This is a genomic window from Streptomyces sp. NPDC040432, from assembly GCF_055595445.1.
The window spans coordinates 94,995-112,380 of sequence record NZ_JBVIVP010000010.1 but is presented as its reverse complement, the minus strand read 5'-3'; the positions used below and the strand labels follow the sequence as shown (position 1 = coordinate 112,380).

Here is a 17,386-nt window from a genome sequence, read left to right as displayed (position 1 = left end):
GCCAATGATTAGCACTCGACCCCCGCGAGTGCAAGCGGCTTCGAGCAATACCGGCCCCGCGCCGGGAGCGCCGAGGGGGCGGGGGCCGGGCGCCGCAAGGGCCTCGGGGCCGACACGCACGAGGGGCCCACATCCCCGTGTCCGGGATGTGGGCCCCTCGTGTGTGAGTGCGTCGGTGGTCGATCGCGCTTGGGACTCAGCCGGCAGCGAGCTTGACCATGTCCGCCTGCGGGCCCTTCTGGCCCTGCGAGATCTCGAACTCGACCCGCTGACCCTCTTCAAGGGTGCGGTACCCGTCCATCTGGATGGCGCTGTAGTGGACGAACACATCCGCGCCACCGTCGACCGCGATGAAGCCGTAGCCCTTCTCCGCGTTGAACCACTTGACGGTGCCCTGAGCCATGCCCAACTCCCCTATTACTGGCCCTTGCGCAGGTCCGCACTTCGCGAACCCGGGTCAGAACTTGCGCCGGAACGCCTCGACCGGGGCTGAATGTATCCGCACCGCTGCTGTCTGCAACAGGTCAATCCGACGAGAAATCCGGACACGCGAAAACATTGAAATAGAGTGAAAATTTGCCATACTCCTGGGCAACTCGGGCCTGACAATCCACGCCAAAGCCCCATAGCGCGCGCACATGTTGACTCAATGTCAACCCTCGCCGGCCCCGCTCATATGCGGCGGGCAAGAACAGCGGAGGGGACTTCCCCAACCCTACCGCTACCAATCAAGCAGAATTGCCCCCTCCGCTTATTGACGGAGGGGGCAATTCAGAAATCGGTGGGCGACGGCCGTCGCCCGCGGGCGACGATCGGCGGCCCGTCCGGGACGATCAGCCGCCGGCGACGGCCGGGATGATCGAGACGCCGGCGCCGTCGGGCGTCGCCGTCTGCAACCCGCCCTCGAAGCGCACGTCGTCGTCGTTGACGTAGACGTTCACGAACCGGCGCAGCTTGCCCTGGTCGTCCAGGACGCGCGCGGCGATGCCCGGGTGGTTCTTCTCCAGGGAGTCGATGACCTCGGCCAGGGTCGCGCCCTCGGCCGGGACCTCGGCGACGCCGCCGGTGTAGGTGCGCAGGATGGTGGGGATGCGGACGTTGACGCTCATGGCGCTACCGCCTTTCCGGGTGTCGTGGGAAGGATCAGGCCAGGCCGGCGGCGCGGAACGCGTCCAGGCTCGGGCGGATGGTGGCGGTCTGGCCGCTGTCGGCGGCCACCGCCTCCAGGGTCTTCAGGCCGTCGCCGGTGTTCAGGATCACGGTGGTCAGCGTCGGGTCGAGCTGCCCGTTCTCGATGAGCTTCTTCGTCACGCCGACGGTGACGCCGCCCGCGGTCTCGGCGAAGATGCCCTCGGTCTGCGCGAGGATCTTGATGGCCTCGACGACCTGGGTGTCGTTGACGTCCTCGACGAACCCGCCGGTGCGCCGGGCGATGTCCAGGACGTACGGGCCGTCGGCCGGGTTGCCGATCGCGAGGGACTTGGCGATGGTGTTCGGCTTCTGCGGGCGGACCACGTCGTGACCGGCCTTGAAGGCGGTCGACACCGGGGAGCAGCCCTCGGCCTGGGCGCCGAAGATCTTGTACGGCTTGTCCTCGACGAGGCCGAGCTTGATCAGTTCCTGCAGACCCTTGTCGATCTTCGTCAACTGGGAGCCGGACGCGATCGGGATGACGATCTGGTCGGGCAGCCGCCAGCCGAGCTGCTCGCAGATCTCGTACGCCAGGGTCTTGGAGCCCTCGCCGTAGTAGGGGCGCAGGTTGACGTTGACGAAGCCCCAGCCCTCGCCCAGCGGGTCGCCGATGAGCTCGGAGCAGAAGCGGTTGACGTCGTCGTAGTTGCCCTCGATGCCGACGAGGTCGCCACCGTAGACACCGGCCATGACGACCTTGCCCTGCTCCAGGTCGTGCGGGATGAACACGCAGGACCGGAAGCCGGCGCGGGCGGCCGCGGCGCCGACGGCGCCGGCCAGGTTGCCCGTGGAGGAGCAGGAGAGGGTGGTGAAGCCGAAGGCACGGGCGGCCTCGACGGCGATGGCCACGACGCGGTCCTTGAAGGAGTGCGTCGGGTTGCCGGAGTCGTCCTTGACGTACAGCTTTCCGGTGACGCCCAGTTCCTTGGCCAGGTTGGCGGCGTCGACGAGCTTGGTGAAGCCGGGGTTCAGGTTGGGCTTGGAGGCCACGTCCGCCGGGACGGGCAGCAGCGGCGCGTAGCGCCAGATGTTGTCGGGGCCGGCCTCGATGGCGGCGCGCAGGGCCTCGGGGTTGCCCAGCGGCAGCTCGTAGGAGACTTCCAGCGGTCCGAAACACTCGACGCAGGCGAAAATGGGACCGAGCTCGAAGCGGGTTCCGCACTCACGACAGGAAAGGCCGGTGGCGGGTCCGAGATCAACGGACGCCTGCTCGGCAGAGGTGGCGACGGTCTGTGCAGCCATGATGGCGAGGCCCTTTCTCCTCATCTTCCCCATGGCGCACTTCGCCATGAGACGGAATTGGCACCTTCCCTAGCCGGGGACCTCGCGGGAGTGCGTCGCAGACGCATCGCGAGAACCGACTGGAGGGTTGCCGGGGCTTCAACGGGCCGTATCCCTCTGCCCCTCTGGATGAGCGGTATGGCACCGGACGGCGCGCTCCATGGCGTGTCCGGGCGTTTGTGCGCGGGACCCCCGGCATGCGGTGGGCCATCGCGTTGTTCAAGACTGTAACCGAAGGTCCGGGTGGTTGAGACAGCCGTCCGAACCGCGAGATGGATCACTTTTCGGTCCAAACCACCGATGAAGCAGGGAGTCCCGAGAGTGCTGGAAGAGGTGGAGCGCTGGCTGGCCGCCCGCTCCTGGTCCGCCGCCGACCGACCGCTCGACCAGCTCCTCGACCGGAAACGGGCGACGGGCACGACGGTCAGCGTGGTGCTGCCCGCGCTCGACGAGGAGGCCACCGTCGGGCGGATCGTCGAGGTGATCCGGCGCGATCTGATCGAGGGCCCGGCCGGCCCGCTCGTCGACGAACTCGTCGTGATCGATTCCGGCTCGTCGGACGGTACGGCGAAGGTCGCGGCCGCCGCCGGTGCCCGGGTGGTGCACCGCGACGAGATCCTCCCGCGCGTCCCGGCGCTGCCCGGCAAGGGCGAGGTGCTGTGGCGCTCGCTGCTGGCGACCACCGGCGAGGTCGTCTGCTTCGTGGACGCCGACCTGCGGGACTTCGACTCCGCCTTCGTGTCGGGGATCGTGGGTCCGCTGCTGACCGATCCGCAGGTCCAGTTCGTCAAGGCGATGTACGACCGGCCGCTGGGCGACGCCCCCGGCCAGGGCGGGCGGGTCACCGAGCTGGTCGCCCGCCCCCTGCTGAACCTGCACTGGCCGCGGCTGGCCGGCTTCGTGCAGCCACTGGGCGGCGAGTACGCCGTGCGCCGGTCCCTGCTGGAGCGGCTGCCGTTCCCCGTCGGCTACGGGGTCGAGCTGGGCCTGCTCGTGGACGCGCTGCACACGGTCGGGCTGGACGCGTTGGCCCAGGTCGACGTCGGTGTGCGGCTGCACCGCCACCAGGACGGGCAGGCGCTCGGCCGGATGGCGGCGGCGATCTACCGCACGGCGCAGCTGCGGCTCTCGCGCGGGCACCTCGTGCGGCCCGAGCTGACGCAGTTCGAGCGGGGGCCGGACGGTTTCGTGCCGCATACCTACCCGGTGGACACCGAGGAACGGCCGCCGATGGCCGGGATCGAGGAGTACGCGGGCCGTCGCGTGGCGTAATCCTCAGCGGGCCCCGGCGCACAAGCGTTTGACCGGGGGCGGGCCTGGCTAGGTTGGCCGCATGGCTTCTCAGGTACTCGTCGCCGCGAACCGCGGCCCGCTCTCGTACGCCCTCGACCAGGACGGCGCCCTCAGTGCCCGGCGCGGCGGGGGCGGTCTCGTCTCCGGGCTCTCCGCGGCCCTCGCCCGGCAGCCGGACGCCGTGTGGATCTGCGCGGCCCTGTCCGACGCCGATCGGGAGGCGGTGCGCCGGGGCGTCGCGGAGCCGGGCGTGCGCATGCTCGACATCGACCCCGGGGTGTACGACGACGCGTACAACGGCATCGCGAACTCGGTGCTCTGGTTCACCCACCACCACCTGTACGACGTGCCCCGCGAGCCGGTCTTCGACGCGGAATTCCGGCGGCAGTGGGCCTCGTACACCGCCTACAACCGGGCCTTCGCCGAGGCGCTGGCGCAGGAGGCCGCGGAGGGCGCCCGGGTGCTGGTGCAGGACTACCACCTGGCGCTGGTCCCGGGGCAGCTGCGCGCACTGCGCCCGGACCTGCGGATCGGGCACTTCACGCACACGCCGTGGGCGTCGCCCGAATACCTGCGCATGCTGCCCGACGACATCCGCTCCGAGCTGATGTGGGGGATGCTCGGCGCGGACGTGGTCGGCTTCCACACCTGGGCGTGGGCCCACGGCTTCATGGGCGGCGCCCACCTGGACGACGAGCGGGGCATCGCCGAGCCGATGGCCCCGGCGGGCGTCGAGGAGTCGAAGGCGCGCTTCGTGCGCAAGAGTCCGCTGGGCCCGGTCCGCCATCGGCGGACGGACGTGGCGGTGTTCGCGCTGGGCGTGGACGGCGACGACCTGCGGGCCCTGGCCCACCGGCCGGAGGTCGACGACAAACTGGCGGCGCTGCGGAGCGAGGTCGCCGGCCGCAAGGCGATCGTCCGGGTGGACCGCACCGAGCTGTCGAAGAACATCCTGCGCGGCCTGCTCGCCTACCGGGAGCTGCTCACGGCGCACCCCGAGTGGCGGGGCGAGGTGGTGCACCTGGCGTCCGCGTACCCGTCCCGGCAGGATCTGGAGGCGTACCGGTCGTACACGCGGGCGGTGCGGGACCTGGCGGCGGAGATCAACGCCGAGTTCGGTACGGAGGACTGGCAGCCGGTGCTGGTGTCCGTCGAGGACGACTTCGCGCGCTCGCTGGCCGCGTACCGGCTGGCGGACGTGGCGCTGGTGAACCCGGTGCGGGACGGCATGAACCTGGTGGCGAAGGAGATCCCGGTGGTGTCGGAGTCCGGCGTCGCGCTGGTCCTGTCCACGGGGGCCGGGGCGTACGGGGAGCTCCGGGACGACGCGATCGTGGTGAACCCGTACGACGTCACGCAGACGGCCGAGGCCCTGCACACGGCGCTGTCCATGCCGGCCGCGGAGCGGGCGGAGCGTACGAAGCGCCTGGCCGCGGCGGCCACGGCGCTGCCCCCGGCGGCCTGGTTCACGGCCCAGCTGGACCGGCTGGCGGCCGAGGCCTGACACGGTGCCGCGGGCCGGCCCTGGGTCCGGGCCGGCCCGGCGGGTGTGGTCGGAAGCGGTGACGTCAGGGGCGGTGTCGTCAGGAGCGCAGGGTCCGGGCCAGGGCGGCCAGGAAGCCGGTGACGGCGGCGGGGCCGGGCAGGACCAGGTCGGCGCGGGCGGCCAGCTCGGGCACCTCCGCCGAGCCGCTGCACACCAGCAGCCCCGGCAGCCCGTCGGCGCGCCGCTTCTCCACGGCCGAGAACGCGGCGAGGTCGCCCAGGTCGTCGCCGGCGTACAGGACGGCCTCGGCGTCCCGTTCGGTGAGGAACTCCGTCAGGGCGACGCCCTTGTCCATGCCCGGGGGTCGCAGTTCCAGGACGGCCCGGCCGGGCTCGACCATCAGTCCGTGCCGCGCGGCCAGCTCGGCCAGCGGCTCCCGCAGCGCGGCGAAGGCCTGCTCGGGGTCGGCGGCGCGACGGGTGTGGACGGCCAGCGCCCGGCCCTTCTCCTCGATCCAGGTCCCGCGCCAGGCGCCGATGGAGTCGAGGAAGCCGGGCAGCTCGGCCCGCACGGCCGCGACGCCGGGGTGCTCGGCGGGGGCGTGGACGATGCCGGTGACGGCGTCCCAGCGCTCGGCGCCGTAGTGGCCGAGGACCACCATGTGTTCCAGTCCCGGAACCCCGGCGAACCCGCCGTACCGTACGGCGACACCGGCGGGGCGGCCGGTGACCACGGCGACGGCGGCGACCTCGGGCGCGAGCGCGGCGAGCGCCGGGACGGCGTCCGCGTGGGCGCGGGCCTGGTCGGGGTCGGGCACGATGTCGGCGAGGGTGCCGTCGAAGTCGAGGGCGACGACGGCCCTGCGGGGTGCGCGGAGGAGGGCTGCGAGGCCCTCGCGTCCGGCGGCGGTGACGGGCTCGGGCATCTGCGGGTCGTTCGGGCGGCTCCCCATACCGATGACCCTACCGGCGTGGTCCGCCCCAAGCCCAGACCGCCTCCGTACGCCGCTTCAGGGGGGGCGGCGTACGGGATCACCGTCGGGCGCGCTGGGCCTCGCGGATGCGGCGGAGCCGGTTGACGGTGCCGGGGGCGTGTTCCAGGGCGCGCGGATCGTCCATGAGGGCGTTGAGCAGCTGGTAGTAGCGCACGGGGGTCAGCCCGAGGGCCTCGCGTATCGCCCGTTCCTTGGCGCCCGGCCCGGGCCAGCTGCGCCCCTCGTAGGCGAGTACGGCGGCCTCGGTGGCGGTCAGCGGTGCCGCCGGCCGCCCCTCCACCTGCCCGTCGTCCGTCATACGGCCAGATTAACGGCGGCCACCGACACCTGCCGCGCGGCGGGTCAGCGGTCGCCGTCGGCCTTGATGGCGGACCTCGCGATGTCGTCCAGGACCTTCGCGGGCTGCCCGCCGGGCTGCACGACCTTGCCGATGTTCTCCTTCACGTCCTCGCTGACGCCGGCCCAGGACTTCTTGCCGACGGGGTAGAGCTTGGCGTTGGGCAGGGCCGTCAGGAAGGTCTTCAGCTGGGCGGCGGAGCCCCCGGTGCTCGCCTCCATGGCGCGGTAGCCGCTGGTGGTGACGGGCAGGAGGTCGTACTTGTTGGTGAAGGTCGTCACGTTCTTCGGCGCGTACAGGTGGTCCAGGAACTTCCCGGACTCCTTCTTGTGGCCGTTCTTGAAGGCCATGACCCAGTCGGCGACGCCCATCGTGGAGTGCTCGGTGCCGTCGACGGTCGGCATCTGCACCATGCCGAACTTCACGCCCTTGCCCGCGGCCTGCTTGAGCAGGGTGGGGTGGCCGTTGAGCATGCCGACCTCGCCGCGGGTGAAGGCGTCGAAGGCGGCCTGCCGGTCGAGCTTGCCCGGTTCGACGGGGCCGGTGAGGCCTTGGCCGACCATCGTGTCGCGGAGGAACTCGAAGGCCTTGACGTTCTCCGGGGAGTCGATCTGGTAGCCCTCCTCGTTGTCGGTGTAGCCACCACCGCCGGCGAGCATCCACATCATCGACTCGGCCTGGGCCTCCTCGCGGCCGAGCGGCACGGCGAACGGGGTGGGCACGTTCGCGGCCTTGAGCTTCTTGGCCGCCGCCTCCAGGTCCGCCCAGCTCTTGGGCTGCCAGGGGGTGGCGCCGTCCTTGGGTATGACTCCGGCGTCCGCGAGGAGCTTGGTGTTGTAGAAGAGCAGCCGGGTGCTGGCCACGAAGGGCATGCCGTACTGGACGCGCTTGACCTTGCCGGCGTCGGCGAGGGGGCTCAGGAAGTCGGCCTCGGTGTTCACGGAGAGCAGTTCGTCGACCGTGTAGAGCTTGTCCGCCTCCGCGTAGTCGGCGTAGGCGCCGATCTGCGCGATGTCGGGGGCCTTGCCCGCCTTGACCATCTCGGCGACCTTGGCGTCGACCTCGGACCAGGAGTAGACGCTGACCTCGACGCGGACGTTCGGGTTGTCCTTCTCGAAGGCCGCGGCGAGGTCCTTCCAGTAGCCCGTCGAGGAGTTCTGCGGATTGTCGCCGTAGTCGGCCGCCACGACCCGCAGGGTCACCTCGTTGTTCCCGGTGAGGCTGTCCAGGCTGCCACAGCCGGTCAGCGTCACAGCGGTCAGGCACAGCACGGCGCCGGACGCGGCCAAGCTCAGGTAACGGCCCTTCACGGTTCTCGATCCACCCCTTGTCGTACGTACGATTCGACGTAAGGTCTACACCACTTTGACGGCTCCCTCACACCCGTCGCGCACGCCGCGGCCGGACTGTGTCCGGACTGTGGCCGGACCAAGGTCCCGAATTTGTATGGCCGCTCAACAATCCCTCCCAATGGACTAGACCTTTGCCTGTCGAGCACGCGAGACTGTCTCCTGTGAAACCCGTGAAACACGTCATCGCCCTCGATGTGGGCGGCACCGGGATGAAGGCCGCCCTCATCGCCGAGGACGGCACCCTGCTGCACGAGGCGCGCCGCGCCACGGGCCGCGAGCGGGGTCCCGAGGCCGTCGTCGAGACGATCCTGGACTTCGCGTCCGAGCTGCTGGTCCTGGGCCTGGAGCGGTTCGGTACGGCCGCCTCGGCCGCCGGCGTCGCCGTCCCCGGCATCGTCGACGCCGACCGGGGCATCGCCGTGTACGCGGCGAACCTGGGCTGGCGCGACGTACCGATGCGCGACCTCCTCGGCGGACGCCTCGGCGGCATCCCGGTCGCCCTGGGCCACGACGTGCGTACGGGCGGCCTCGCCGAGGGCCGCATCGGCGCGGGCCACGGCGCCGACCGTTTCCTGTTCGTCCCGCTCGGCACCGGCATCGCCGGCGCCATCGGCATCGCCGGGGCCATCGAGGCCGGCGCGCACGGCTACGCGGGCGAGATCGGTCACATCGTGGTGCGGCCCGGCGGACCCGCCTGCGGCTGCGGCCAGCACGGCTGCCTGGAAACCCTGGCCTCCGCCTCCGCCGTCAGCCGCGCCTGGGCGTCCGCGTCCGGCGACCCCGACGCGGACGCGGCGGACTGCGCGAAGGCCGTCGAGTCCGGCGACGCGCGCGCCCGCGAGGTCTGGCTGTCCGCGATCGGCGCCCTCGCCGACGGGCTCGTCACCGCGATCACCCTGCTGGACCCGCGCACGCTGATCATCGGTGGCGGGCTGGCCGAGGCGGGGGAAACCTTGTTCACACCCCTTCGGGCGGCCGTCGAGGAACGCGTGACGTTCCAACGGCTGCCCGAGATCGTTCCGGCGGCCCTCGGGGACACCGCCGGATGCCTGGGCGCAGGGCTGCTCGCCTGGGACCTACTCGCCACGGAGGTACCTGCCTGATGTCCGGAAGCGCACACAGCACCGTTCTCTCCGGCGCCAGGGTGGTGCTGCCGACCGGCACCGTGGCGGGCGGCCGGGTCATCGTCGACGGCGACCGCATCGCGGGCAGCGCCGACGAGGGCGCGCGGCACGTCGACCTGTCCGGGCACTGGATCGTCCCCGGCTTCGTGGACATGCACAACCACGGCGGCGGCGGGGCCTCCTTCACCTCCGGCACCGCCGAGGACGTGCTCAAGGGCGTGCGCACCCACCGCGAGCACGGCACCACCACCCTCGTCGCGTCCACGGTCACCGGCGACCTCGACGAACTGGCCCGCCGCGCCGGGCTGCTGGCCGAGCTCACCCAGCAGGGCGAGATCGCGGGCATCCACTTCGAAGGGCCGTTCATCAACCCCTGCCGCAAGGGCGCGCACAAGGAGGAACTCCTGCGCGACCCCGACCCGGCCGAGGTCCGCAAGCTGATCGACGCCGCGCACGGCGCCGCCCGCATGTTCACCCTGGCGACCGAACTGCCGGGCGGGCTCGACTCCGTACGGCTGCTGGCCGAGCACGGCGTCATCGCCGCGATCGGCCACACGGACTCCACGTACGACCAGACCCGACAGGCCATCGACGCGGGCGCCACCGTCGCCACCCACCTGTACAACGCGATGCCCGGCCTGGAACACCGCGCCCCCGGCCCCATCGCCGCGCTGCTGGAGGACGAGCGGGTCACCGTCGAGCTGATCAACGACGGCACCCACCTGCACCCGGCGATGCTGGAACTGGCCTTCCACCACGCGGGAGCCCACCGGGTCGCGCTCATCACCGACGCCATGGACGCCGCCGGCTTCGGCGACGGCACCTACCACCTCGGCCCACTGGAGGTGGAGGTCAAGGACGGTGTCGCCCGGCTCGTGGAGGGCGGGTCCATCGCCGGCTCCACCCTCACCCTGGACACCGCCTTCAAGCGGTCGGTGACGCTGGACCGGCTCCCCGTCGAATCCGTCGTCCAGGCGATCTCCGCCAACCCCGCCAAGCTGCTCGGCCTGTACGACCAGGTCGGTTCGCTGGACCCGGGCAAATACGCCGACCTCGTCGTCCTGGACGCCGAGTTCGACGTCAAGGGCGTCATGCGGCGCGGCGAATGGATCGTCAGCCCCCTCGGCTGAGCCGCCTCCCGGAGGCACCGGCGGCGGCGGGCGGCCCGCGGGACTGGGCCGGCCGCCCTCCGTTTGGCATGATCCCGGCACACACCGAAACCGGGACTGGTCATGATCCTCACCGTGACGCTCAACACCGCGCTCGACATCACCCACCGGGTGGCGAGGCTGCGTCCGCACACCGCCCACCGGGTCACCGGCGTCGCCGAACGCCCGGGCGGCAAAGGCCTGAACGTGGCCCGGGTGCTCGCCGCCCTCGGCCACCGGGTCACGGCGACGGGCTTCGCGGGCGGCCCGGCCGGCGCGGTCGTCCGGGAACTGCTGGACGCCTCGCCCGGAGTGGTCGACGCCCTACTGCCCTGCGCGGGCGGCACCCGCCGCACCCTGGCCGTCGTCGACGAAACCACCGGCGACACCACACAGTTCAACGAACCCGGACCGCAGATCACCGCCGCCGAATGGGCCGCGTTCCTCCGGCACTACACCGAACTCGTCGCCGGGGCAGGGGCGGTGGCCCTGTGCGGCAGCCTGCCGCCGGGCGTCCCGATCGGCGCGTACGCGCTCCTCGTACGGACGGCCCGCGCGGCCGGCGTCCCCGTGCTCCTGGACACCAGCGGCGAGGCGCTGCGCCGGGGGATCGCCGCCCGGCCCGAGATGATCAAACCGAACGCCGCCGAACTCGCCGAACTGACGGGCTCCCGCGACCCGCTCCCCGCCACCCGCGACGCCCGCCGCCGGGGCGCCCACGCGGTGATCACCTCGCTCGGCCCGGCCGGCCTCCTCGCCGCCACCCCGCACGGCACCTGGCGGGCCACCCCGCCCCGCCCCCTGACCGGAAACCCGACGGGCGCCGGCGACTCCGCCGTTGCCGGCCTGCTGTCCGCCCTGACCGAGGGCCTCGACTGGCCGGCCCGCCTCGCCCGCGCGGTGGCCCTCTCCGCGGCCACGGTCCACGCCCCGACGGCGGGCGAATTCGACCCCGCCTCGTACGCGTCCCTCGGCGACTCGGTCACCGTGACCGCGATCTAGCCGGATTCCGGGCGCTTCACGCCGAAGAGGCTCCGCCCGTGTCCGGTGTGTCCGGAGGCGGCTCAGGATGGGTCCGCAAGCACAAGATCCGCGCCCCCCAGGAGACCATGCCTTGAAGAAGCACGTGATGCGTTCAGCTCTGACCTCGTTCACCTTCGCCGTGGCGGCGGTCCTCACCACGGCAACCCCCGGATTCGCCGCCGACCAGGCCGGCGTCTGGATGTCTGACGGCCACTCGTTCAACATCCGCTCCGGCGCCACCACCGGTTCCTCCAGCATCGCGACGATCTCCAACCCGTCCACACGGGTTCCCTGCACGACCACGCCGTGCACCCGCAACAACGAAGGCGGCTCGTACAGCTGCTGGTCGGGCGGGCCCTCCGGAAACGACTGGGTGAAGGTCAGCCACGGCGGCCGGACGGGCTGGGTGGCCGTCCACTGCGTCGAGGTCGGACGCCTCTGACCCTCGCGGCCGCGCGTGCTGCCCCTGCGGGCCGGACCCGGGAACGAGTCGACCCCCGCCACCGCGCAGGGGTGTTGGGGGTCGATGCGGGCCCGTGGGCCGGGGGCTTGGGGATCAGCCCTGTTCCAGCCAGAGCTGGTCGATGTTGATCTCGCAGAGGTTGCCCTGCTCGCAGGAGACCTTGATCGTGTTGGTGCCCTTCTTCAGCTGCACCAGTGAGTACGTGTGCGTCCAGCCCTTGTCCCACTCGCCCGGCTTGGCGAGGGAGTAGTTCTTCATGTTGATCGGGCGGGACTGGGCGTCGCCGTTCACGGTCAGCGTGCTGTTGGCGTCCTTGCCGGGCACCCCGTAGGTGATCTTCACCTTGTACTGGCCGCTCTTGGGAACGTCCAGGGTCCAGGTGACGGCCGCGCCGACCTGGTTGAAGTTGCCGACGTACTGGCCGTCCGCGCTCTTCGCCCCCGGTACCGCCTTCATCAGCGTCGCACCGCCCGTCAGGGCCATGCCGGAGCCCGAGGCGTCCGCCTTCGGCAGCGGGGTCGGCGACGGAGCCGCGGAGTCGCTCGGCTTCGGGGCTTCGGAGTTGTTCGGCGGGGCGACCGACTGGGCCGGGCCGGGGTCCGCCTGGTCCTTCTTCTCGTCGTCCTTGCCGAAGGCCAGCGCCGCGCCGATGCCGATCGCGACCGCGGCGACGACCGCGACCGCCGCGATGAGCAGGCCCTTGCGGCTGGAGCCGCCGCCGTTGCCGCGACCGCCACCACCGCCCTGCGGCTGGATCGTCTGGGTCCGGTCCTGCGGGGACGGCTGCTGCGGAACGCCGTAACCGCCGGCCTGGAGCGCCTCCGGCGCCTGGTACTGGGCCTGGTAGGGCGGCTGCTGGGCGGGGACGGGGCCGCGCTGACCGCCGTACGTCCGCTCGCCGACCGTGCGCACCTGGTTGTACGAGGTACGGGGGACACCGGGCTGCGCACCGTGCTGACCACCGCCCGCGGGGCCGGGATAGCCGTACCCGCCGCCCGAACCGGGCGGGGTGGCTCCGGCGGCCCGGCCGTCCTCGTAGAGGTAGCCGAACGGATCGTCGTCCTCGGGCTGGTTCGCCCCACCGTGCGAGCCGTTGTTCGCGGGCGTCGTCATCGCAGGTCACTCCTTTCGACCCACGGGAGCCTACCCCGAACACGTGCACCCACGGGCGGTCGATCCGCTCAGCCGGCCCTGCGGTGGGCCTTGGAGCGGGACCGCTTCTCGATGTACATCCGCTGGTCGGCGGAGCGCAGCACCTCGTCCGCGGACATCCCGCAGCTCGCCCAGCCGATCCCGAAACTCGCCCCCACGCGCACCGCCCGCCCGTCCACCCGGATCGGCGGGATGATCGCGTTGCGCAACCGAACGGCGAGGTCGGCGGCGTCGGCGGCGCCGAGCCCGTCGGCGAGGACGACGAATTCGTCACCACCCAGCCGGGCGACGGTGTCACCGTCCCGGACGCCGGTCGTCAGCCGCCGCGCCACCTCGATCAGGACGGCGTCACCGGTGTGGTGCCCGAACCGGTCGTTGATCGACTTGAAGCCGTCGAGGTCGCAGAACAGCACCGCGAGGCCCTTCGTCCCGTCGTCGACGTCCGAGGCGGGGGCGACGGTGTGCACGTGGTGGTCGTACGGGCCCTCCGCGTGCGCGGGGGCCGCGCCGGGGAACTCCGGGAAGTCCGGGAAGTCGACGGGGGCGCCGCCCGGGTATCCGTGGGGGGCGTCGGGCTGAAAGCCGTGCTCGACGGCACCACCCGCCTCGGGCCGCGCCTCGAAGGCGGCGTCGAGCGCCTCGACGGCCGTGGCCAGCACCGATTGCGGCCTTCGGCACAGCCGGGCGCCGAGCCGGGACCGCAGCTCGGCACTGTTGGGCAGGCCGGTCAGGGAGTCGTGGCTGGCCCGGTGCGCGAGCTGGAGCTCGTGCCGCTTGCGTTCCTCGATGTCCTCGACGTGGGTGAGGAGGAAGCGGGGCCCGTCGGCGGCGTCCGCGACGACGGAGTTGCGCAGCGAGACCCAGACGTACGTGCCGTCGCGCCGCCCGAGGCGGAGCTCGGCGCGGCCGCCCTCGGCCGAGGTGCGCAGCAGGGTCCCGATGTCCTCGGGGTGGACGAGGTCGGAGAAGGAGTAGCGGCGCAGGACGGAGGCGGGCCGGCCGAGCAGCCGACAGAGCGCGTCGTTGGTGCGGAGCAGCCGGCCGTGCTGGTCCCCGCCCATTTCGGCGATGGCCATGCCGCTGGGCGCGTACTCGAAGGCCTGCCGGAAGGATTCCTCACTGGCGCGCAGCGCCTGCTGCTCCCGTTCCAGCCGGACGAGGGCCCGCTGCATGTTTGCGCGCAGCCTCGCGTTGCTGATCGCGATGGCCGCCTGGAAGGCGTACATCTGGAGCGCTTCGCGGCCCCACGCTCCGGGTCGGCGGCCGTTGCGGGGTCTGTCCACCGAGATGACTCCGAGGAGTTCCCCGCCGGTCGCGTACATGGGGGCGTAGAGCCGGTCCTCGGGGTGCCATTCGTCCTCGAAGCGCGGGTCGGGTCCGTCGGTGTGCCACTGGGGGACGTCGTCCTCCAGCAGGACCCAGCCCTCGGTGTGCGGGATGAAGCGGAGGCCGTCCCAGTTCTCGCCCATGGTCAGGCGCCGGTCCCAGGAGGGGCGGGAGCCGACCCGGCCGGTGATCAGGGCTTCCGCGGCGGGGTCCCCGGCGAAGGCCGCGACGACCAGATCTCCGTCAGGGCGTACGAGGTTGACACAGGCGAGCTCGTAGCCGAGGCCCACGACGATGCCGTCCACGACGGTCTGCAGGGTGTCCGCCAGGCTCCGGGCCGTATTGAGCTCGGCCACCACCTTGTGCAGCTGCCGCAGGGTCGCAAGACGGACGTACGGCTCCGACTCGGTCTCCATTGCTCGCTCTCCCCGAGACCTCGACAGCAACTCCATGTTTGTCATCGGCGTTTCGTTGCGGTGTCCCGTCCACTGAATCACAGTGAGCTGTGCGGCAGGTACACAGGGTCAACAAATCTTGCTCTCTGTGACTCAAGTCACATGAGATGAACAACAGACCGGAAGGGAGCCCTTGTTGAGTGGGAGCGCTCCCCGTTCTTCCCCGGAGCAAACGATACGCCCGGCCTAGGCCGGGAGGCGGGGACACGGCTCGGACCAGCGCCCGATGTGCGGCGCCCGGCCGCGGGACTAGCGTTCCCCACGTGCCGAAAACGAGCCCGAGCCCCGTACCCCTGACCGCGCCGGAAGGCGGCACCCCTCATCCTGAGGGGGTGAGCAACGACGAGTTCCGGGCGGCGATGTCCCGACTGGCGGCGGGCGTGAGCCTGATCACCGCGCACGAACCGGCCCTGACGGCGGACGGACCGCGCGGGGAGGACGTCGGCATGACCGCGACGGCCTTCATGTCCGTGTCCCTGGAACCCCCGCTGGTCCTGGTGAGCCTGCGCGAGGGCTCACGGATGGACGACCTGCTGGCGGATCAGCCGCTCTGGGCCGTGTCCGTCCTCGCGGACTCCCAGCTCCAGGTCGCGGGCCGGTTCGCGATGAAGGGCCGGATCAGCGACCGGCTGCTGTTCGAGGGCCTGCCGTGGGTGCGGGGCGAGGTCTCCGGCTCCCCGCTGCTGACGGGCGCGCTCGCCACGCTGGAGTGCCGGACGGAGTCCCGGGTCGAGGCCGGCGACCACACCCTGGTCATCGGCCGCGTCCTGACCGCCGCGCTGCCGTCCCCCGACGCGCCGCCGCTGACGTACTTCCGGGGCCGCTACCGGCACCTCGCGCCGTAGCGGCCGACGGCCCCGGCGGCGGTACCGGAGGGGCGTTCCGCCGTTACCAGTCCCGGCCGGTGCGACCGCGCTTCGTCTCGCCGCGGGCCTTCTTCTCCCGCAGGCGCCGCTCGTTGATGCCGCGCGGGATCCTCGTCGCCCGGCGGGCCTTCGGCGGCGGGGCCGTCGCCTCCGCCAGCAGCGAGGCCAGCCTGACCAGCGCCATCTCCCGGTTGCGCAGCTGCGAGCGGTGCTCGGAGGCCCGTACGGTCACCACGCCGTCGACCAGTCGGGGCGCGAGCCGCTCCAGCGCCCGCGCCTTCCACACGTCCGGCAGCGCCTTGGTGGCCGCCACGTCGAACAACAGCTCCACCCGGGTGTCGGAGGTGTTCACGTGCTGCCCGCCCGGCCCGGAGGAACGCGAGAACCGCCAGGCGAGCTCCGCCTCGGGGAGCACGACGGAACCGCGGATGACATAGGGACCAGGCATGCCCCCTATGATCCGTGCCCGCGGCCGGTCCGTCACCCATATTTCACGGAGGGACTCGCGCGGGAACCCCGCGGGTACCCGGGCGCGTTAGAGGAGTCAGCGGTACTTTGACCGCCTGTACGTGCATGCTGGATGAGGAAAGGGACAATCCCATGGCTGTCAGCCTGTCCAAGGGCGGCAACGTCTCGCTCTCGAAGGAGGCCCCCGGCCTCGCTGCCGTCACGGTCGGCCTCGGCTGGGACACCCGCACCACCACGGGTGTGGACTTCGACCTCGACGCGTCGGCCATCGCGGTGAACGCGACGGGCAAGGTCGTCTCCGACGGCCACTTCGTCTTCTTCAACAACAAGTCCACCCCGGACCAGACCATCGTCCACACCGGTGACAACCGCACCGGCGAGGGCGCGGGCGACGACGAGGCCATCAACGTCAACCTCGCGGGCCTCCCCGCCGACGTCGACAAGATCGTCTTCCCGGTGTCCATCTACGACGCCGAGTCCCGCAGCCAGAACTTCGGCCAGGTCCGCAACGCGTACATCCGCGTCGTGAACCAGGCCGGCGGCACCGAGATCGCGCGCTACGACCTCTCCGAGGACGCGGCCACCGAGACCGCCATGGTCTTCGGCGAGCTCTACCGCAACGGCGCCGAGTGGAAGTTCCGCGCGGTCGGCCAGGGCTACGCCTCCGGCCTCACCGGCATCGCCCAGGACTTCGGCGTCAACGTCTGACGGTCGGCGTCCTGAGCGGTCGCCGCCCGACCGGACTCCGGTCATCGGCATAGCCGCTGGTGAAGCCCCCTCCCCACCGTCCGGGGCGGGGGCTTCGCTACCGTTCCACAGGTGATCCTCCAACCGCTCGTCCCCGTGGACGGCGCCCTGCCCGGGCCGGTCCTCACCGAAATCGCCACGCTCTACGCGACGAACCACGCGTTCTTCGAGATCAGCGGCGACTTTCCCGACCCCGCCCGCATCACCGTCGAGCAGGTCGCGGCCTCCCTCGCCGACGAACTCGCGCACGACGGCGCCGAAGTGCTGCTGGCCCGTTCCGCCGGCCGGCTCGTCGGCCTGGCGGTGACACTCGACCGACACCCCGATCCGGCGTCCGAGGACCCGGACCCGTGGATCGGTCTGCTGCTCATCGACTCCACCGCGCACCGCGAGGGCCACGGCCGCTCCGTCGCGACCGCCGTCGAGGACCGCTTCCGCACCGCGGGACGGACCGGCGTACGGCTCGCCGTCCTCGAAGCCAACACCAGGGCGCTCGCCTTCTGGCAGGCCCAGGGCTACACGGTGCTGCGCCACGCCAAGGACCGCGAACTGGGCCGCCCCTGCACGGTGATGCGCAAGGCCCTGACACCGGACGCGGGGGCCTGACCGGCGACCGCTCGGACGACGGGACGGCACGACACGACGTGGGGACGGCACGATGTCCGGACGTGAGGACCGCC

The 17,386-nt window shown here is 71.8% G+C and carries 18 protein-coding genes and 1 riboswitch; of the genes, 9 read left to right on the top strand and 9 right to left on the bottom strand.

The window, feature by feature from the left end:
* Positions 1 to 196: 196 nt before the first annotated feature.
* The 3 genes from ACZ58N_RS21775 to thrC all read right to left on the bottom strand — a co-directional run bounded on the left by ACZ58N_RS21775 (position 197) and on the right by thrC (position 2,433).
* Positions 197 to 403 carry a cold-shock protein gene (locus tag ACZ58N_RS21775; RefSeq protein WP_008743607.1) on the bottom strand — a complete coding sequence of 69 codons (207 nt, stop codon included), beginning with the start codon at positions 401 to 403 and terminating at the stop codon, positions 197 to 199.
* 430 nt (positions 404 to 833) lie between these two features.
* Entirely contained in the window at positions 834 to 1,109 is a 276-nt protein-coding gene (locus tag ACZ58N_RS21770; RefSeq protein WP_356875960.1) for a ubiquitin-like small modifier protein 1, read from the bottom strand.
* A 34-nt stretch (positions 1,110 to 1,143) separates the two neighbouring features.
* Complete coding sequence (gene thrC / locus ACZ58N_RS21765; RefSeq protein WP_471162297.1) at positions 1,144 to 2,433, bottom strand: threonine synthase; 1,290 nt, start codon at positions 2,431 to 2,433, stop codon at positions 1,144 to 1,146.
* A gap of 17 nt (positions 2,434 to 2,450) precedes the next feature.
* Positions 2,451 to 2,608: riboswitch (SAM riboswitch) on the bottom strand.
* Between the two features lie 185 nt (positions 2,609 to 2,793).
* On the opposite strand from thrC, the gene ACZ58N_RS21760 reads away from it, so the two are divergent.
* Positions 2,794 to 3,744 carry a glucosyl-3-phosphoglycerate synthase gene (locus ACZ58N_RS21760; protein WP_471162295.1) on the top strand — a complete coding sequence of 317 codons (951 nt, stop codon included), beginning with the start codon at positions 2,794 to 2,796 and terminating at the stop codon, positions 3,742 to 3,744.
* 61 nt (positions 3,745 to 3,805) lie between these two features.
* A complete protein-coding gene (locus ACZ58N_RS21755) occupies positions 3,806 to 5,269 on the top strand; it encodes an alpha,alpha-trehalose-phosphate synthase (UDP-forming) (protein ID WP_471162292.1) in 1,464 nt (487 codons plus the stop codon).
* Between the two features lie 79 nt (positions 5,270 to 5,348).
* Here ACZ58N_RS21755 and otsB read toward each other — a convergent pair whose 3' ends face one another.
* From otsB to ACZ58N_RS21740, 3 genes are all read right to left on the bottom strand, one after another.
* Positions 5,349 to 6,203, bottom strand: a complete 855-nt coding sequence (gene otsB, locus ACZ58N_RS21750; protein WP_471162289.1) for a trehalose-phosphatase — start codon at positions 6,201 to 6,203, stop codon at positions 5,349 to 5,351.
* Positions 6,204 to 6,282: 79 nt separating this feature from the next.
* Positions 6,283 to 6,543, bottom strand: a complete 261-nt coding sequence (locus tag ACZ58N_RS21745; protein WP_471162286.1) for a DUF3263 domain-containing protein — start codon at positions 6,541 to 6,543, stop codon at positions 6,283 to 6,285.
* A 44-nt stretch (positions 6,544 to 6,587) separates the two neighbouring features.
* Entirely contained in the window at positions 6,588 to 7,892 is a 1,305-nt protein-coding gene (locus tag ACZ58N_RS21740; RefSeq protein ID WP_471162283.1) for an extracellular solute-binding protein, read from the bottom strand.
* A gap of 212 nt (positions 7,893 to 8,104) precedes the next feature.
* Here ACZ58N_RS21740 and ACZ58N_RS21735 point away from each other — a divergent pair, with 212 nt between their 5' ends.
* The 4 genes from ACZ58N_RS21735 to ACZ58N_RS21720 all read left to right on the top strand — a co-directional run bounded on the left by ACZ58N_RS21735 (position 8,105) and on the right by ACZ58N_RS21720 (position 11,671).
* Positions 8,105 to 9,037, top strand: coding sequence for an ROK family protein (locus ACZ58N_RS21735; RefSeq protein WP_471162616.1), 933 nt, complete (start codon positions 8,105 to 8,107; stop codon positions 9,035 to 9,037).
* A complete protein-coding gene (gene nagA / locus ACZ58N_RS21730) occupies positions 9,037 to 10,188 on the top strand; it encodes an N-acetylglucosamine-6-phosphate deacetylase (RefSeq protein ID WP_471162280.1) in 1,152 nt (383 codons plus the stop codon). Before ACZ58N_RS21735 ends, nagA begins: the two co-directional genes overlap by 1 nt.
* Before the next feature lie 102 nt (positions 10,189 to 10,290).
* Positions 10,291 to 11,208, top strand: a complete 918-nt coding sequence (locus ACZ58N_RS21725) for a 1-phosphofructokinase family hexose kinase (RefSeq protein ID WP_471162277.1) — start codon at positions 10,291 to 10,293, stop codon at positions 11,206 to 11,208.
* Between the two features lie 127 nt (positions 11,209 to 11,335).
* Entirely contained in the window at positions 11,336 to 11,671 is a 336-nt protein-coding gene (locus ACZ58N_RS21720) for an SH3 domain-containing protein (RefSeq protein WP_471162274.1), read from the top strand.
* A gap of 114 nt (positions 11,672 to 11,785) precedes the next feature.
* Here ACZ58N_RS21720 and ACZ58N_RS21715 read toward each other — a convergent pair whose 3' ends face one another.
* On the bottom strand, positions 11,786 to 12,805 hold the full coding sequence (locus tag ACZ58N_RS21715) for a CBM35 domain-containing protein (RefSeq protein WP_471162271.1): 1,020 nt from the start codon (positions 12,803 to 12,805) through the stop codon (positions 11,786 to 11,788).
* Positions 12,806 to 12,873: 68 nt separating this feature from the next.
* A complete protein-coding gene (cdgB, locus tag ACZ58N_RS21710) occupies positions 12,874 to 14,586 on the bottom strand; it encodes a diguanylate cyclase CdgB (RefSeq protein WP_471162269.1) in 1,713 nt (570 codons plus the stop codon).
* A gap of 302 nt (positions 14,587 to 14,888) precedes the next feature.
* On the opposite strand from cdgB, the gene ACZ58N_RS21705 reads away from it, so the two are divergent.
* A complete protein-coding gene (locus tag ACZ58N_RS21705; RefSeq protein ID WP_471162266.1) occupies positions 14,889 to 15,470 on the top strand; it encodes a flavin reductase family protein in 582 nt (193 codons plus the stop codon).
* A gap of 43 nt (positions 15,471 to 15,513) precedes the next feature.
* On the opposite strand, the gene arfB is transcribed toward ACZ58N_RS21705, so the two are convergent.
* Complete coding sequence (gene arfB / locus ACZ58N_RS21700) at positions 15,514 to 15,939, bottom strand: alternative ribosome rescue aminoacyl-tRNA hydrolase ArfB (RefSeq protein WP_471162263.1); 426 nt, start codon at positions 15,937 to 15,939, stop codon at positions 15,514 to 15,516.
* A 152-nt stretch (positions 15,940 to 16,091) separates the two neighbouring features.
* Between arfB and ACZ58N_RS21695 the strand changes: the two genes are divergently transcribed.
* Together ACZ58N_RS21695 and ACZ58N_RS21690 are read left to right on the top strand one after the other, a co-directional pair.
* Entirely contained in the window at positions 16,092 to 16,667 is a 576-nt protein-coding gene (locus ACZ58N_RS21695; protein ID WP_389705028.1) for a TerD family protein, read from the top strand.
* A gap of 111 nt (positions 16,668 to 16,778) precedes the next feature.
* Entirely contained in the window at positions 16,779 to 17,312 is a 534-nt protein-coding gene (locus ACZ58N_RS21690) for a GNAT family N-acetyltransferase (RefSeq protein ID WP_471162260.1), read from the top strand.
* Positions 17,313 to 17,386 lie beyond the last annotated feature (74 nt).

What these genes read in the sequence shown, in the direction of transcription:
- ACZ58N_RS21775 (WP_008743607.1), bottom strand. Translation starts at nt 403, where the DNA reads ATGGCTCAGGGCACCGTCAAGTGGTTCAACGCGGAGAAGGGCTACGGC.
- ACZ58N_RS21770 (WP_356875960.1), bottom strand. Translation starts at nt 1,109, where the DNA reads ATGAGCGTCAACGTCCGCATCCCCACCATCCTGCGCACCTACACCGGC.
- thrC (WP_471162297.1), bottom strand. Translation starts at nt 2,433, where the DNA reads ATGGCTGCACAGACCGTCGCCACCTCTGCCGAGCAGGCGTCCGTTGAT.
- ACZ58N_RS21755 (WP_471162292.1), top strand. Translation starts at nt 3,806, where the DNA reads ATGGCTTCTCAGGTACTCGTCGCCGCGAACCGCGGCCCGCTCTCGTAC.
- otsB (WP_471162289.1), bottom strand. Translation starts at nt 6,203, where the DNA reads ATGGGGAGCCGCCCGAACGACCCGCAGATGCCCGAGCCCGTCACCGCC.
- ACZ58N_RS21745 (WP_471162286.1), bottom strand. Translation starts at nt 6,543, where the DNA reads ATGACGGACGACGGGCAGGTGGAGGGGCGGCCGGCGGCACCGCTGACC.
- nagA (WP_471162280.1), top strand. Translation starts at nt 9,037, where the DNA reads ATGTCCGGAAGCGCACACAGCACCGTTCTCTCCGGCGCCAGGGTGGTG.
- ACZ58N_RS21725 (WP_471162277.1), top strand. Translation starts at nt 10,291, where the DNA reads ATGATCCTCACCGTGACGCTCAACACCGCGCTCGACATCACCCACCGG.
- ACZ58N_RS21720 (WP_471162274.1), top strand. Translation starts at nt 11,336, where the DNA reads ATGCGTTCAGCTCTGACCTCGTTCACCTTCGCCGTGGCGGCGGTCCTC.
- ACZ58N_RS21715 (WP_471162271.1), bottom strand. Translation starts at nt 12,805, where the DNA reads ATGACGACGCCCGCGAACAACGGCTCGCACGGTGGGGCGAACCAGCCC.
- cdgB (WP_471162269.1), bottom strand. Translation starts at nt 14,586, where the DNA reads ATGGAGACCGAGTCGGAGCCGTACGTCCGTCTTGCGACCCTGCGGCAG.
- arfB (WP_471162263.1), bottom strand. Translation starts at nt 15,939, where the DNA reads ATGCCTGGTCCCTATGTCATCCGCGGTTCCGTCGTGCTCCCCGAGGCG.
- ACZ58N_RS21695 (WP_389705028.1), top strand. Translation starts at nt 16,092, where the DNA reads ATGGCTGTCAGCCTGTCCAAGGGCGGCAACGTCTCGCTCTCGAAGGAG.